The 16,901-nt window shown below is 37.3% G+C and carries 16 protein-coding genes; 1 reads left to right on the plus strand and 15 read right to left on the minus strand.

Annotated elements, in window-relative coordinates; all coding sequences use genetic code 11:
- Positions 1-95: 95 nt before the first annotated feature.
- From MKY80_RS17035 to citZ, 10 genes are all read right to left on the minus strand, one after another.
- Complete coding sequence (locus tag MKY80_RS17035; protein ID WP_008176863.1) at positions 96-1,106, minus strand: protease modulator HflC; 1,011 nt, start codon at positions 1,104-1,106, stop codon at positions 96-98.
- Complete coding sequence (gene hflK, locus MKY80_RS17040; RefSeq protein ID WP_089985707.1) at positions 1,106-2,068, minus strand: FtsH protease activity modulator HflK; 963 nt, start codon at positions 2,066-2,068, stop codon at positions 1,106-1,108. Before hflK ends, MKY80_RS17035 begins: the two co-directional genes overlap by 1 nt.
- A 99-nt stretch (positions 2,069-2,167) precedes the next feature.
- Complete coding sequence (locus MKY80_RS17045) at positions 2,168-2,881, minus strand: LrgB family protein (protein ID WP_008176859.1); 714 nt, start codon at positions 2,879-2,881, stop codon at positions 2,168-2,170.
- Positions 2,878-3,246, minus strand: coding sequence for a CidA/LrgA family holin-like protein (locus MKY80_RS17050; protein ID WP_036119530.1), 369 nt, complete (start codon positions 3,244-3,246; stop codon positions 2,878-2,880). The genes MKY80_RS17045 and MKY80_RS17050 overlap by 4 nt, the downstream gene beginning before the upstream one ends.
- Before the next feature lie 381 nt (positions 3,247-3,627).
- Positions 3,628-5,160 carry an ATP-binding protein gene (locus MKY80_RS17055; protein WP_089985705.1) on the minus strand — a complete coding sequence of 511 codons (1,533 nt, stop codon included), beginning with the start codon at positions 5,158-5,160 and terminating at the stop codon, positions 3,628-3,630.
- Complete coding sequence (locus MKY80_RS17060; protein ID WP_008176854.1) at positions 5,157-5,873, minus strand: response regulator transcription factor; 717 nt, start codon at positions 5,871-5,873, stop codon at positions 5,157-5,159. The genes MKY80_RS17055 and MKY80_RS17060 overlap by 4 nt, the downstream gene beginning before the upstream one ends.
- Positions 5,874-5,926: 53 nt before the next feature.
- Positions 5,927-6,367 (minus strand): MaoC/PaaZ C-terminal domain-containing protein, encoded by a 441-nt coding sequence (locus tag MKY80_RS17065; protein ID WP_008176852.1) that lies wholly within the window; start codon positions 6,365-6,367, stop codon positions 5,927-5,929.
- A 285-nt stretch (positions 6,368-6,652) separates the two neighbouring features.
- Complete coding sequence (mdh, locus tag MKY80_RS17070; protein WP_342530390.1) at positions 6,653-7,591, minus strand: malate dehydrogenase; 939 nt, start codon at positions 7,589-7,591, stop codon at positions 6,653-6,655.
- A gap of 183 nt (positions 7,592-7,774) precedes the next feature.
- Positions 7,775-9,037 carry an NADP-dependent isocitrate dehydrogenase gene (gene icd / locus MKY80_RS17075; protein ID WP_025114483.1) on the minus strand — a complete coding sequence of 421 codons (1,263 nt, stop codon included), beginning with the start codon at positions 9,035-9,037 and terminating at the stop codon, positions 7,775-7,777.
- A 79-nt stretch (positions 9,038-9,116) separates the two neighbouring features.
- Positions 9,117-10,232, minus strand: coding sequence for a citrate synthase (gene citZ / locus MKY80_RS17080; protein ID WP_025114482.1), 1,116 nt, complete (start codon positions 10,230-10,232; stop codon positions 9,117-9,119).
- A 238-nt stretch (positions 10,233-10,470) separates the two neighbouring features.
- Here citZ and MKY80_RS17085 point away from each other — a divergent pair, with 238 nt between their 5' ends.
- On the plus strand, positions 10,471-11,436 hold the full coding sequence (locus MKY80_RS17085; protein ID WP_089985702.1) for an AI-2E family transporter: 966 nt from the start codon (positions 10,471-10,473) through the stop codon (positions 11,434-11,436).
- Here MKY80_RS17085 and MKY80_RS17090 read toward each other — a convergent pair.
- The 5 genes from MKY80_RS17090 to accD all read right to left on the minus strand — a co-directional run bounded on the left by MKY80_RS17090 (position 11,420) and on the right by accD (position 16,900).
- Entirely contained in the window at positions 11,420-11,809 is a 390-nt protein-coding gene (locus MKY80_RS17090; protein WP_008176844.1) for an FxsA family protein, read from the minus strand. The genes MKY80_RS17085 and MKY80_RS17090 overlap by 17 nt on opposite strands.
- Before the next feature lie 226 nt (positions 11,810-12,035).
- A complete protein-coding gene (gene pyk / locus MKY80_RS17095; RefSeq protein ID WP_008176842.1) occupies positions 12,036-13,796 on the minus strand; it encodes a pyruvate kinase in 1,761 nt (586 codons plus the stop codon).
- A gap of 25 nt (positions 13,797-13,821) precedes the next feature.
- Complete coding sequence (gene pfkA / locus MKY80_RS17100; protein WP_008176840.1) at positions 13,822-14,781, minus strand: 6-phosphofructokinase; 960 nt, start codon at positions 14,779-14,781, stop codon at positions 13,822-13,824.
- 312 nt (positions 14,782-15,093) lie between these two features.
- On the minus strand, positions 15,094-16,050 hold the full coding sequence (locus tag MKY80_RS17105; protein WP_008176839.1) for an acetyl-CoA carboxylase carboxyltransferase subunit alpha: 957 nt from the start codon (positions 16,048-16,050) through the stop codon (positions 15,094-15,096).
- Positions 16,043-16,900, minus strand: a complete 858-nt coding sequence (gene accD / locus MKY80_RS17110; RefSeq protein WP_342530397.1) for an acetyl-CoA carboxylase, carboxyltransferase subunit beta — start codon at positions 16,898-16,900, stop codon at positions 16,043-16,045. The genes MKY80_RS17105 and accD overlap by 8 nt, the downstream gene beginning before the upstream one ends.
- Position 16,901: the final 1 nt, after the last annotated feature.

Here is a 16,901-nt window from a genome sequence, read left to right on the forward strand (position 1 = left end):
TTTCACAATATAACAAGTCAATTGTAGGGATATTTATAATTTTCATAGTAACCAAAAAGTCGCCTTCCTAATAGGAAAGACGACTTTGCTATCTATTATTTTAAATAACCAGATAAAATTTTTGCATAAGGTGATGATGCTGGCAAAATAATGACCGTATCCTCTCCAACCGTTTTCTTATAGGATTCTAACGTACGGTATAAAGAGTAAAATTCAGGATCTTGAGAGAATGATTTATTGTATATTTTCGCAGCTTCTGCTTCTCCCTCAGCTTGAATAATGGATGCCTCCTTATTCGCTGTAGCTAACATTTCCTGCACTTGTTGATCCGTTTGGGCTTCGATACGTCGTTTATCTGCATCCCCTTCAGAAAGATATAATTGAGCCGTTGATTCACGCTCTGAAATCATGCGGGTAAATACAGACTGTTCATTTTCTGCCGGTAAGTCTGTACGACGAATACGTACATCCACTACTTCTACACCATACTTGTCGTTTTGTAACAGTTCATTAACTCGCTCTGTTACACGATCATTGATGCTTCCTCGTGAAGATTTTTCATCATTAATAATTTCATCGTATCGCAGTTGGCCAAGCTCTGTTCTTATGACGGAGTAAATAAACTCCTCCATTCGAGTCTCTGCCTTGCTAAGTGTACCTGCATTCGATATTAAAGCTTTTGGATCTGTAATACGCCAAACAGCATAGTTATCGATGATAATTCTTTTTTTATCCTTTGTATTAATTTCTTCTTCTGAAATATTATAGGTCATCTGATTTTTTGGTAATCGTGTAACACTTTGAATAAAAGGTATTTTCATTTTTAAGCCTGGATCTCGTTCAAATTTCACTACTTCTCCAAACTGGCGAACCACGGCATATTCAGATTCCTTTACAATATAAACATTCGCAAAAATAATGATAGCTGTAGCAAAAACAACTGTTAATGTGATGACAATAGACAGATATTTTTTAGGGTTGAGCGGGCCTTTTTTCGCCATTTTCACGACATTGTCTCCCGAATCACTGTCTGTTGGAGCCGCTTTTTTGCTTTTTCCTGATAAAAAATTGAGGAATTTGTCAAGGTCCTTATTTTTTTGGTCCATTAATTACTGCTCCCTTCTTTTTTATCTGATTGTGCCTGCTGAGGCTGTAATGGCTGTAGTGGTAAGTACTTCATCGTACTGCCATCATCATTCATAATGTATATTTGCGCCTTCGGTAAGACGTTTTCAAGTGTTTCTAGAATTAATCGCTCTCGTGTAATTTGTTGATTTCCTCTATATTGCTCATACATCTTATTAAAGACAGCTACATCACCTTGAGCTTGCTCGATACGTGCTGTTTTTGCACCTTGTGCCTTGGAAATAATAGCATCTTTTTCACCTTCAGCTTCACTTTTACGCTGATTCATATACTTTTGTGCTTCATTCGTTTTTGTATTCTTTGTTTCACGTGCATCCGTTACTGCTGTGAAGGCAGCACGCACTTCCTTGTTTGGTAATTCAACGTCTTGTAATTTCACACCTAATACGCCAATACCAATATCATATTTTTCGATTAAGGACACTAGTAAATCACGTGTTTTTGCTTCAATTTCAGCCTTCCCATCTGTTAATGCTGCATCAATTGTAGAGCTACCAATAATTGAACGAATGGCGCTTGATGTGGCGCTATGTAAAATTTCTTCGGGGCTTTGTGCGTTAAATAAAAATTTACGAGGGTCGGTAATTTTCCATTGTACAACAAGATCAGTTAATACAATATATTCATCTCCTGTAATCATCTTTGTCTCAGCATCATAGGCTTCTAGCTCTCCTGCCTTATTTTGCTTATAGCCAAACTGTAAACTGAACGTTTCTTTCGATAAAATTTCAACTGATTGAACTGGCCAAGGTAATTTAAAATGAAGTCCTGGGTTTGTAACCATTTCATCGGCACGGCCAAATGTAATGACAACCGCTTGTTCTGATTCATCTACTGTGTACCAAGATGTAAATACGGTAATAAGTGCAATAACTCCAAAAATCCCAAGTCCAACCATCATTAGTGTCCTTTTCACACTCATGTCTGTTCCTCCCTTTTATTGATTACTATTGTTTACGGAAGAGTTTTATAAAAAGTTTCAAAATATAGTGAATTTAGCATAAAAAAATCCTGCTACCTTTTATGGTAACAGGATATTAATAACTAGATGTTCAAAGACTGGGAAAATGGTTGTGGTTAATACAATGCTAATTAAAGCAGCAACAATCATTGCTAAGCTGGCAAATGTACCCTCTAGTTCACCAAATTCAAATGCTCTAGATGTACCTGCCCCATGCGCGCCCATTCCTAACATTAATCCTCTAGACGATGGGTTGTGGAATCGACATATTTTAATAACAATAGGTGCTAATAGGCTTCCTAAAATGCCTGTCGTCATAACAAAGACAGCTGTTAAAGTAGGAGAGCCTCCAATCATATTTGAAATGTCCATTGCAATAGGTGTTGTCACTGAACGTGGCACTAAACTATGCACAAGCTCATTGTTTAACCCTACTACTAAGGCCATTATAAAAGATGAAATAATGGCGACTGTGGAGCCAACCGCAATACTTATAAAGATTTCGAAGGCATGTTTTTTTAATAAATTGACATTTTTATAGATAGGAACCGCAAAAGCAACCGTTGCTGGTCCTAGTAAATTCGTTAAAACACTAGCTCCTGCATTATAAGTTGTATACGGTATACCTGTTAGTAATAGTAAGATAATAATAACGATCGGCGTCACCAGCATAGGTGTCAGCCATTCCTTTTTATATTTCTTATAGATTATTTTACAAATATAAAAAATAATAATTGTTCCAAGTAAGCTACTACCAGCTATCCATAAACTCATACTGCATCACCCTTCTTTCGACGCCCTAGCCATTGTGCTGTGTAGCCCGTTACAAACATCACAATAATCGCACTTCCAACAATGACCAACACAACCTTCATGCCTTGCACACCGAATAATGCATCATAATCGATGACACCAATGGCAGATGGAATGAAGAAAAGTAAGAGTTCACTTAGTAATAATGCTGCCCCTAGCTCAATCCATTCAAGCTTAATAATATGAAACTGTAAAAGTAAAAATAATAGAACGAGTCCTATTATGCTCCCTGGAATCGGCAAGTGAAGTAGGCGTGCAATACTATTCCCAATCAATAATAGGAAATAAAGAAAGCCGATTTGCACGATACTTTTGACGATTTTCATGGTCATCCTTCTCTCATTTTTTTCTCTGCTTCAACAGTCAGAAAAACACGATTCAAATGAAAAGAAGTTATGATTTCACTGACTGTTCAAGCTTTAGTTTGACAAACTATCTACTACAGATTGATGTTAAACTTTTATGCTACTATACTTTACACCTATTTATCCTCTCTGTAAAACAGAAAAAGAATCTAGTGCCTAATAATTAGACAATAGATTCTTCTGTGGAGAAAATAAAACAGTTATTAAAAAATCTGTCATCACCAAATAAATTGATGAGCGCGATTTTTTAGTTTATAGTCTTAACAATCATATAAGGGGGTTTCTAGTTATAAGTATAGTTCCCAAATATGAATGTAACATTTTGTTCATGTAAAGGATTTGTTAATTTTTCGGAATCATCACAATCATTATTGTCCCTACGCCCACTTCACTTTCTACTTGAATACGTCCATGATGGGCCTCTACAAGATGCTTGACAATTGCTAAGCCTAAGCCTGTTCCACCTGAATTCCGGCTTCGTGCGCGATCAACACGATAAAAGCGCTCAAAGACTCGGGCTATTTCATGCTTTTCAATTCCAATTCCTTGATCTTCAATTTCAATAATACCATGTGTTTCATTTTCCTTTAAACGAATAGACACTGTTGTATTTTCTGGAGAATAGGTGATTGCATTGGTAATTAAATTCGTCACGATCTGAATAATACGATTGGCATCACCCATTACTTGTACGTCACGGTCAATATCCACTTGGAAGCTCATATTTTTTTCATCTAATCGTGGCGCTGTTAGCTCTGCTCCACGAATCAGCACATCCTGCAAGCCCATTGGCATAATGTTGACCGTGAAGCCATGTTGTTCAATTTTAGAAAGCTCTAACAAATCCTGAATGAGCATTTGAAGACGATTACTCTCTTTATAAATAATTTCCAAGAAAGATATTAACATTTTTTCGTCTTTATAGGCTCCATCCAATAAGGTTTCAGAAAAACCTTTAATAGAGGTAATAGGTGTTCGCAATTCATGGGATACATTGGCAACAAAATCTTTGCGAATTTGCTCTAAACGGACAAGCTCCGTTATATCATGCATAACAATAACAACGCCTAGCCATCGTCCATGGTCCCCAATAACAGGTGCTCCATATACTTCTTTATTATAGAGCTCCTGCTTTATCTCCATTTTAATTTGCTGTCGATAAGGCATCTCTGTAAGAAATACGTGATCGATAAACTGCTCTAATGATTTTGGTAAGCCAATTGTCCGGAATACCTTTCCCTGAACTTCATCAATCTGCATCCCAAAACGTTCTAAAAATACGCGATTCACAATAGAAATATTGCCTTCACGCCCAATCATCATGAGAGAGCTACCCATATTTTCGATTAACGTTTTCAGCCTCTCTTCCTCTACTTCACGAACAGTCGTAATATCCTGGAGATTACGAGCCAAAATATTAATGGAATGACTTAATGGAATCATGCGTTCATATTCATTTTCCTGGGCACGTGCACGATAGTTCCCCTTTGCAAGTTCAAGAGCCGTTTCCGTAACATTATCGATTGGTGCTGTAAAATTCCGTATCATATAGCGACTGACAATCCCGATTAAAATCAGGGTAATCGTGAAGAGGATGGCCAATATGATATAGAGTCTGGCACGTACAAAGGTCAAAGAATCTTCTAGATCTAAGCTCTGTGATGCAAATAATGCTTCTTGATCTTCCTCTGAAAGCTGGAGCTTGCGTTCATCTATTACTTGAGTCATTGATGCTTGTTTATGAGTATTTGCATCCTCATTGTATTGCTTAATATAAACAGGAAAAAGCTGACCTATAACAATCATTAGGACAGCTAATATCGTTCCAAGTAAAAGCATGAATGTCAAAAATAAGCGGTTGCTCATTGATTTCATGACGTTTTCGGCTCCTCAAATTTATAGCCAAGCCCCCTGATTGTTTTAATAAACATTGGCTTACGGCTATTTTCCTCAATTTTATCGCGAAGGTGGCTAATATGAACATCCACAATTCGAGTATCGCCAGCAAAATCATATTTCCATACAGCACTTAATAGCTGATCGCGTGTTAATACACGATTTTTATTTTCAAGTAAGTAAATGAGTAATTCAAATTCCTTTGGCGTAAACTCCAGTGCCTCATCTTGTAAAAAGACTTCAAAGCGTTCTGGAAATACACGCAATTGTCCAAACTCAAACATTTTCTCTTGCGGCTCATCTTTCTCATCTGATACAACATTTTGAGTAAAACGTCTTAAAACTGCCTTAACGCGTGCTAGTACTTCCCGTGGACTAAAGGGTTTAGTCATATAATCATCTGCGCCTAATTCTAGACCAAGTACTTTATCAAATTCGTCATCTTTTGCTGTTAACATTATTATAGGCGTATTCATACGCTGCTGACGTATTTGTTTACATACTTCCATACCATCTAGTTTAGGTAGCATCAAATCTAACAGAATTAAATTAGGCTGTATCTCAATTGCTTTTTCCAGACCTTCTTGTCCATCTGCAGCTGTTTCCACTAAATAGCCAGCCTGTTCTAAATTATATTTCAATAATGTTGCGATTGAAAATTCATCTTCAATAACTAATATCGTTTTTGTCATAATATAATGCCTCCGTTAGTGATTTGAAACCCCCATTTCAAACCTCAAGACGTCTATAATGCAAGTGGTGGTGTCACCAACAACATACCTTCAATCACAAGCTGCTTTTGCTCATTATAAGAGTGTACAGACACAGTAATCGTATTTTCATATTTATTGACTGCTGTTACCTCTAAAAGCGTATCAAACAATTCATAATGATAGAGAGGCCCTAAATATTTTAAATGTTGCTCAATAATTCGTGCACCCGGTCCTGGAATATACTTTGACACAGCTGATGTAATAATACCATTTAACATGATGGTCGGGACAATCGGCTTTTCAAAAGGTGTCATCGCCGCATAATCATGTTGAATATAAAGTGGATTACTATCATTCGTGAGCCCTAAATACAGCAACAGATCTCTATCCTCAATCTTTTCAGTTATATGGATCTTTTCGCCAACTGTAATTTCATCGATTGTCAGACCAAGTTTACTATTTTTTTGAAGCAAAGATACGCCAACCCCTTTTCTATCATACTACATTCATAGTATCAATTTTATGCCAAAAGTACAACGAAAAGCCGAAGTACCTTAACCCTATCACACTTATGCACAAAAAAACGAGCAGGAGTTACCTACTCGTTTTCTTAATTCAGCAAATACTCATGTACCGATATTGAAACTTCAGATATAGAGACATTGCTTATATATTTTTTCGATAGCTGAAATAGAGAGAGATCGACATGCTGCCCTAAAGACTCTGGCGAAAAGCACCTTGAGTCGGACATCGTTAATCTACACTAAAATTTTCATTACGTTGCGTACTGCATCTGCCGATTGGTCTAAAGCTGCTTTTTCTTTGTCTGTTAACTCAAGCTCAAAGATTTTTTCAATACCATTTTCGCCAAGTAATGTAGGAACACCCAGATATAAATCGCTATAGCCATATTCACCTTCTAAATAAGCAATAGATGGTAGAATACGCTTTTGATCTTTAATAATAGCTTCAGCCATTTCAATCAATGCTGCAGCAGGTGCATAGTAGGCTGAACCGTTTCCAAGTAAGTTAACGATTTCAGCACCCCCATTACGAGTGCGATCAACGATAGCTTCTAGACGTTCAGCAGGGATTAATGTTTCTAATGGAATACCACCTGCAAATGAATAACGTGTTAAAGGCACCATCGTATCTCCATGACCACCTAATACAAAACCAGTAATATCTTTTACTGAGACATTCAACTCTTCTGCAACAAATGCACAGAAGCGCGCCGTATCAAGAACACCAGATTGACCGATAACACGATTTTTTTGGAAACCAGTTTCCTTATAAACTGTGTAGGTCATGGCATCAACTGGATTAGTAAGGACGATAATTGTGGCATTTGGTGAATGTGCGGCAATCTCTTTGGACACTGTTTTCATGACGCCCTGGTTGATTTGTACAAGATCATCACGACTCATACCTGGTTTACGGGCTACCCCAGCTGTAATAATGACTACGTCAGAATTAGCTGTATCTGCATAATTTGATGTACCTTTTACATAAGCATCAAAGCCTTGTATTGGCGCTGCCTCCCACATATCTAGAGCTTTTCCCTTTGTAGGATTTTCTGCTTGTGGGATATCTACTAATACAACGTCACCAAGTTCTTTCTGAGCTGCTAAAAAAGCTGCGGTAGCACCTGTAAATCCTCCACCGATTACTGATAATTTTTTTCGTTTCAGAGACATTTGAATACGCTCCTTTAAAATGGGGTTATATATTTTAAAAGAGGGAGGAGAAATACATCTCACTCCCTCGATTAAACAAGTTCATCGTAAATATTTTATTTAACGAAAATTCACTTTTACCCTAATTATATCAGCATATAAAAGTATACTTTCACGTGAAAATTTCTATATCAGAATAGAAAATTATAAGTTTTTGATTAACTCATTAGCGAATTCTGAACATTTCACTTCTGTAGCGCCGTCCATTAAACGAGCGAAGTCATAAGTTACAACTTTAGAAGAAATTGTATTCTCAACAGATTTAGTGATCATGTCAGCAGCTTCTTGCCATCCTAAGTGTTCAAGCATTAATACACCTGAAAGTAATACTGAAGATGGGTTTACTTTATCTAAACCAGCATATTTTGGAGCTGTACCATGAGTAGCTTCGAAGATCGCATGTCCAGTAACATAGTTAATGTTAGCTCCTGGAGCGATACCGATACCACCAACTTGTGCAGCAAGTGCATCAGAAATATAGTCACCATTTAAGTTCATTGTAGCTACTACATCGAACTCAGTTGGACGAGTTAAGATTTGTTGTAAGAAGATATCAGCGATAGAATCTTTTACTAAGATTTTACCAGCTGCTAAAGCATCAGATTGAGCTTTGTTTGCTGCTTCTTCACCTTGTTCAGCTTTGATTGCATCGTATTGGTTCCAAGTGAAAGTTTGATCAGCAAATTCTTTTTCTGCTAATTCATAACCCCATTTTTTGAATCCACCTTCAGTGAATTTCATGATGTTACCTTTATGAACTAAAGTAACAGATGGGCGTTTATGTTTAATTGCGTATTCGATAGCAGAACGTACTAAACGCTCAGTACCTTCTTTAGATACAGGTTTAACACCGATACCAGAAGTTTCTGGGAAACGGATTTGATTTACACCAAATTCAGATTGTAGGAAGTTGATGATTTTTTGAGCTTGTTCTGAACCAGATTCGAATTCAATACCAGCGTAGATGTCTTCTGTGTTCTCACGGAAGATAACCATATCAACGTCTTCTGGGCGTTTAACTGGAGAAGGCACTCCATCAAAGTGACGTACTGGGCGTAAGCATACATATAAGTCAAGTTGTTGACGTAATGCTACGTTAAGAGAGCGGATACCACCACCGATTGGTGTAGTAAGAGGACCTTTGATTGCAATTAAGTATTCATTAATTTTGTCTAAAGTTTCTTGTGGTAACCATTCACCAGTTTGGTTAAATGCTTTTTCACCAGCTAAAACTTCTAACCATTCAATTTTCTTTTCACCGTTATAAGCTTTTTCTACTGCTGCGTCGATTACGCGTGATGCTGCTGCCCAGATATCTGGACCAATTCCATCACCTTCGATGAAAGGAATTACTGGATTATTTGGTACATTAAGTACGCCATTTTCAACTACAATTTTGTTTGACATTCTGTTGCCTCCTAAATTCATAATCATAGGACTGTGTTAGTGATAACACAGTCCCAAACATTCTAGCATATTTTCCAAATTAGCGCTCGCTGATTGGAACATATTTTTGCATGCCTGGTCCAACATACTCAGCACGTGGACGGATTAGGCGGTTATTTGCATATTGCTCAAGGATATGTGCCACCCAACCTGAAGTACGTGATACTGCGAAAATTGGTGTGAACAGGTCATGATCAATACCTAAAGAATCATACACTGACGCAGAGAAGAAATCTACGTTAGCTGGTAATTTCTTTTGTTCAACGATCATGTCATGGATTTTAACTGACATTTCATAAAGCTCTGGTTTACCAGTTAGTTCAGTTAATTTTTTAGACATTACGCGTAAATGTGGTGCACGAGGGTCGCCTTTGCGATATACGCGGTGACCGAAGCCCATGATTTTTTCTTTGTTGTCTAATTTATTTTGAATGTAAGATTCAACATTTTCAAGTGAGCCAATTTCAGTTAACATCTTCATAACTTGCTCATTTGCTCCACCATGAAGTGGCCCTTTTAAAGCGCCGATTGCTGCAGTTACACCAGAATAAACGTCTGATAATGTAGCTACACATACACGTGCAGTGAATGTAGATGCATTTAACTCATGGTCAGCATGCAATACTAGTGCTTTGTCGAATGCTTCAATTTCAATATCTGCTGGCTCTTCGCCTTTAAGCATGTATAAGAAGTTTGCCGCATATCCTAGTTCAGGTTTTGGTGAAACTGGTTCTAAACCTTTACGAACACGTGCAAATGCAGTTACTACTGTAGCAATTTTAGCTTGAAGACGAATTGCTTTACGGTAGTTTGCTTCTGGGTCCATAACATCCGCTTCTTCATCGAATACACCAAGTAGAGATACTGCAGTACGTAGTGCAGCCATTGGATGTACAGTTGAAAGTGGGTATGTTTTGAATTGGTCGACAATCGCTTGCGGAATTGACATATTGTCTGCCAATTGTTGTTTTAACTCAGCTAGCTCGTCCGCTTTTGGTAAACGAGTATGCCATAACAAGTAAATTACCTCTTCAAATGACGCATTTTGTGCTAAATCATCAATGTTGTAACCAACATATGTAAGTGTGTCATCGATAATTGAACTGATTTTAGATTCCGCTGCTACGATACCTTCTAATCCTTTAGTTGCTGACATAAATTATCGCTCCCTCATATTTATATTTTGTTGTAAATGCGTTTTTTTCTTGCATTTACGGTTTTTGCTCATATGAACCATTAAGTAAATCGCTTACATTGCTATTATAATCATTTTTGACAGCTTTGTGAATGAAAATCCTCTAAATAAAGAAAAAGACGTCCGAACGACTATATATTTGTCCTAAAGAGATTTTATTGTATTTTTTGACATTATGATTTGAGGTGAATTTGTTAAAATGAGGAATTTAAAGTATTTTTCATACGAAAGAACCACAAGTATTTTACTTTTTATTTTTTACTTAGTCATACTTTGGTTTGTATTACCAGTATCACTTGCGATTTTTTTGTCATTTTCGACGTACCCTGTCATAAATTTCTTGCATAAATATTGCAGGATCGCCTATTGGATAGCAGCAATAATTGTGGAGGTATTGATTTTAACTTGTATTTTTTTGCTTGTCGTCATATCCATCAATAGTGTGATTGTCATCTTTCCGGAGATTCGTAATACATTACAAAACTTCCCACTTTTCAGTGAATATGAATCGATGTTTATACAAGTTTTAAAGGAGAAATCACTTTCTATTTTTGATTCGATCATCATATATACAGCTGATCTTTTCCAATTATTAATGAAACATGTCATTGAGGTATTCATTTTCTTGGTAGCTTATTATTTCGCTCTCCTAGAAACGCGTAAATCACGCTATTGGTTTTTTCAATATGTGCCAAAGAAATATCGTCAAGAATGGCAATCACATTTCGCGAAAATCATGCAACTTTTTCATTATTTTTTATATGTGGAATTTCAATTATTTACAATAACCTTACTTATTCTTTGTGGAGGCTTTATGATCCTTCAATTTGAACAAGCTATTATTAAAGCTTTTATTGTAGCTTTCGCAGATGTCCTGCCATTTTTCGGTATCGGTGTATTTCTTGTGCCGATGAGTATTTATTTTTATTTCAATGGAAATACATTTTTATGTGTAGCCATTTTACTGTTGTATTTATTTGTACAATTAACAAGGCAGCTAGCTGAATCAATGCTTTGGTCCAACACGCTTCAATTACGTACATTCCATACATTTTTCATCAGCGCCGCCTCTATTCTATTATTTGGCTTTTATGGAATATTACTTAGCCCGATCTTTTTATTTTTAGCGGTTAAGCTAAAAGAAAACTCTATCTTTGAACGATAATAAATTGACCTTTTTTCATTTTTTTACGCATCCAATAATAGACAACCGGTTGGAACATTTTTCGTGAAAAAGGCAAAAGCAGTAGTAAGCCAATAAGATCTGTCATAAAGCCTGGTAATGCTAAAAGCAGTCCACCACTAAAAGTTAATAATGTATCAACCAACGCAGATCCCGGAGCCTCTCCACGTGCTAATGTATTTTTTACATTTTGGACAGAATTCATACCTTTATTTTTCATTACATAAACCCCAAGTACACTAGTGGCAATAATGAGTAATAATGTACTTAAAACACCAATGTTTTGTCCAATAACTATTAATAACGCCAATTCGGCTAATGCGTAGACAATGAAACCAAGAAAAATTTTTCGCATATTTTTCTCCTTTCTACTTGAAAAGGTATACCTTTTATACGTTATTATAGCCCATTTAGTTTCATAAAAAAAATGAATGCCTCCCATCAAATAATACCAAATCACTTATCTTTTTTGATGGAGATATAAAAAGTAGCTTTCCATATAGCACGAAATATAGTTAATTTGTACAACCCTTATTAAAAGCTCTAGTACAACAAATCGCACTAGAGCTTTTTGTTTATAATTAAAGAACGCTAGCATGTCCTTTATAGATAACGCCTGTTTCAGCGTCCATCGTAATTTCTTGACCATGGCGTAATAATGTTGTTGCTTCTTTTACGCCAACAATTACTGGAATACCAAGACTTAGTCCAACTACTGCAGCATGACTAGTTAGTCCACCTTCTTCAGTAATTAGCCCAATGCAATTTTCTATTGCTGGCATCATTTCACGGTCTGAACCAACTGTTACAAGTATACTTCCTTCCGTATCATAAGCAAGTGCCTCAGCCGCATTTTTAGCAATAACTGTTTTACCTACAACCGATGCCTTGCCAATCCCTTGCCCACGAGCTAGTAAATCGCCAATAATGTGTACTTTCATTAGGTTTGTAGTACCCGCTTCACCAACTGGCACACCTGCTGTAATTACAACAGCATCACCATGTGTGACAAAACCGTGTTTCAAGCTTTCATCTACAGCTAATTCTAAAATCTCATCTGTAGTTGTCACACGTTGGCAAACAATTGGGTGTACACCCCACACTAATGTTAATGTTTGAGCCGTATTTGTTGAGCCTGTTACTGCAACAATAGGTACACCAGGTCGGTATTTGGCAATCATTCTAGCTGTATTTCCACTTTCTGTTGGGGCTAATACGGCTTTGACACCTAAATTAATGGATGTATAAGCGACTGCTTGTGAAATAGCTTCTGTCATATTGGCTTCTTTTTCACGACTACGTGTAGAAACAATCGATTTATAATCTAATGAATTTTCAGTACGTTGAGCAATTTTATTCATTGTTTGTACTGACTCCACTGGATATAGACCCGCAGCAGTTTCTCCTGATAACATGATTGCATCTGTACCATCAATGATGGCGTTCGCTACATCACTTGCTTCTGCACGTGTTGGACGTGGGTTACGTTGCATAGAATCCAACATTTGAGTAGCCGTAATAACTGGTTTTCCTACTTGATTACATTTTAGAATTAACTTCTTTTGTACAAGAGGTACTTCTTCTGCTGGAATTTCAACACCTAGATCTCCACGTGCTACCATCAATCCATCGGATACAAGGATAATCTCATCGATATTATCGACACCCTCTTGGTTTTCAATTTTCGGGATGATTTGGATATGCCCACCGCCATTTTGCTCAAGTAACTCACGAATTTCAAGCACATCTTTTGCACGACGAACGAATGAGGCAGCAATGAAATCTACACCTTGTTCAATACCAAATAAAATATCCTGAGCATCCTTTTCAGTAATACCTGGAAGTTGTACAGAAACACCTGGTACGTTGACACCTTTTTTATTTTTCAATACGCCCGCATTTTCTACAATCGTATGAATTAAACCTTTTTCAACATCTGTAGCTAGTACACGTAATTGGATCAGACCATCATCAAGTAAAATAATTGAGTTTTGCTCAACATCTTCTACTAGTTGCTCATAAGTAACAGAAAAGCTTGTCTCCGTACCTTCTACTTCAGTCATTGAAATATCAATCACTTGGCCAGCTGATAAATGAAGCTCACCATTTTTCATGTTATGCGTACGAATTTCAGGACCTTTTGTGTCTAATAAAATTCCTACTGGTTTATTTAACTTTTGTGCCACTTCACGAATTAAATGAATTCGTCCCGCATGCTCTTCATGAGAGCCATGTGAAAAATTCAAGCGGGCTACATTCATACCTGCTTCAATTAATTTTTCTAATGTTTCTGGTGACTCACTTGCAGGTCCAATTGTACATACGATTTTTGTTTTTCTCATTTTTGCCCACTCCGTTTATAACAAATTATATTGATAGTTCTTTCATAAGTGTGTATAGACTTACATCTGCCTCATGATTTTTTTCAAAAGCCTCTGGCATATCATAATCGATAACCTGATGATTGCGAATACCTACCGCTCGGCCATATTTGCCTTCCATTAGTAACTCCACTGCATGTGCGCCAAACTGACTTGCCAATACGCGATCACGTGCAGTTGGGGAACCACCACGCTGAATATGACCTAACACAGAAACACGTGTTTCTTTACCAGTCTTTTCTTTTATCAACTTAGCTAGTTCATTTCCAGACATAACGCCTTCTGCCACAATAATGATACTATGCTTCTTCCCACGTGCTGCACCACGATCTAAGCGTGCCACAATATCATCTAAGTCATAATCCTCTTCTGGAATTAAGACTGTTTCAGCACCGGCAGCAAGTCCTGCCCATAAAGCAATATCTCCTGCATCACGACCCATAACCTCAACTATGAAAGAATTTTCATGAGAAGTAGCTGTGTCACGAATTTTATCGATGGATTCTACTACTGTATTGAGTGCCGTATCAAAGCCTATCGTATATTCTGTTCCTGGAACATCATTATCGATAGTTCCTGGTACACCTACAGCAGGGAAGCCTTTTTTCACTAAATCCATAGCCCCTCTATAAGAACCATCGCCACCAATGACAACAAGTCCTTCAATTCCGGCAGCTCGTAAATTTTCAATGCCTTGTAGTTGCACGGCATCTTCTTTAAATTCTGGACATCTCGCAGAATTTAAATGGGTACCACCACGCTGAATAATACCACCAACCGAACCTAGATCAAGTTCTTCTAAATAACCTTTTACTAAGCCCTCATAACCATGTTTAATTCCGACAACATCAATTCCATGGAATGCAGCCTTACGAACAACCGCTCGAATAGCTGCGTTCATTCCAGGCGCATCTCCACCACTAGTTAATACAGCAATTTTTTTCATTGTCGAACCTCCTGCAGTTACTATTATTATTCACATTAACATGAAAAAACAAACTATGTAAGGGTTCTGAGGCTACAAAAACATAACTTTTACATAAAAAATGAAAAGAATGCGCTTTCACACACTCTTTCCATCCAAAAACATCCTAAATCTAACAAATTCCCAAGAAGTCTGACGTTCAGATTGCGTAACTAGCTTCTTTAATTTTTATAGCTTTTTAATATGTTAAGAAACAAATTTTGTCTCTTAACGAGCAAATTCATATCCCCATATTTTTGCTGCTATCAGAAGATAGCCTTCCAAAAATGTGTTTTATACTTCTGTATATTGTCCGATTTTTTTGAACTTCTCATAACGATCTTCAATTAATTGTTCTCCATTTAGAGAATTTAATGCATGAAGTGTAGTGCTGATGCATTCTTTAATATAAAGTGCCTGTTTTGCTACATTGCGATGGGCACCACCAATAATCTCAGGGACGATACCATCTATAACACCAAGCTCTTTTAAATCCGGTGCTGTTATACGCATTGCTTCAGCCGCTTGCTTAGCAAGGCTACCATCACGCCATAAAATCGACGCCGCTCCTTCTGGAGAAATAACGGAATAGGTTGAGTTTTCTAGCATAAAGACACGGTTTGCAACACCTAATGCTAGTGCACCACCACTTCCTCCTTCTCCAATCACAATACTGATGACTGGTACTGTTAAGCCTGCCATTTCAACAAGGTTTCTAGCGATTGCTTCACTTTGCCCACGTTCTTCAGCAGCTTTACCTGGATAAGCACCTTTTGTATCAATAAAACAAATTATTGGTCGATTAAATTTTTCTGCTTGCTTCATCAAACGTAGGGCTTTACGATAACCTTCTGGGTGAGGCATACCAAAATTACGTCGTATATTTTCTTTTGTTGATTTTCCACGTTGGTGTCCGATTATTGTTACAGGTTGCCCTTCAAAAATACCTATTCCACCAAGAATTGCAGCATCATCACCAAAAGTACGATCTCCATGCAATTCAATGAAATTCTCACATATCGCTTCAATATATTGTAAAGTAGTAGGTCTTTCTGGATGTCTTGCTACTTGCACACGATCCCACGGCTTCATATTCGCATAAATCGATTGCTCTAATTGGGATAGCCGTGTTTCTAGTTTCTCGATTTCACCCGTCATATCGACATCAGCTTCAGTGGCTATTGTTTTTAATTCATCAATTTTTTCTCGTAATTGGATAACTGGTTCTTCAAACGCTAAATTTTTAGACATGTTGCACGCCGCCTTTCGTATGCATTTTTACAAGTAAAGAAACTTGTTTACGTAAATCTTTGCGAGGGAAAATGGCATCAAGTTGGCCATGCTCTAATAAAAATTCTGCCGTTTGGAAATCATTTGGTAGTTTTTCTCTTACAGTTTCTTCAATAACACGACGGCCTGCAAAGCCAATTAATGCTTGTGGTTCTGCAATATTTATATCACCTACAGAGGCAAAGCTTGCTGAAACCCCACCAGTTGTAGGATGCGTTAAAATGGAAATAAATAATAAACCTTGATCGCTATGACGCTTTAAGGCAACACTTGTTTTTGCCATTTGCATTAAAGATAGTACACCTTCTTGCATACGCGCACCGCCACTAGCCGTAAAAATAATAAATGGCACACCTAATTCAGTTGCTTTCTCTACTGCGCGAGTAATTTTTTCGCCCACAACTGAACCCATGGACCCCATACGGAAGTGAGAATCCATAATGGCAACAACAATTTCTTCTCCATCTAATGTACCAACGCCTGTTAGTACAGCTTCATTCAAGCCTGTTTTTTCTTGGTCAGCTGAAATTTTCTCTACATATGCTGGGAAATTCAATGGATTGCTTGTTTGTAAATGATCGTCCATCGAAACGAATGAACCTTCATCCAAGAAATAGTCCACACGTTCTTGTGCAGTCATTTTGAAATGATGACTACATTTTGAACACACTTTATCATTCTTTTCTAGTTCTTTCGTTAATTGAATATGGCGGCATTCAGGACATTTTGTCATTAATCCTTCTGGAAATGCATTTTCCTGTCCATCCTCTTTCTTTTTTCGATTACCACTAAATAAGCTACGTATTGCCATG

Origin of the sequence: Lysinibacillus sp. FSL R5-0849 (assembly GCF_038595075.1) — a bacterium.
GTDB lineage: Bacteria > Bacillota > Bacilli > Bacillales_A > Planococcaceae > Lysinibacillus > Lysinibacillus fusiformis.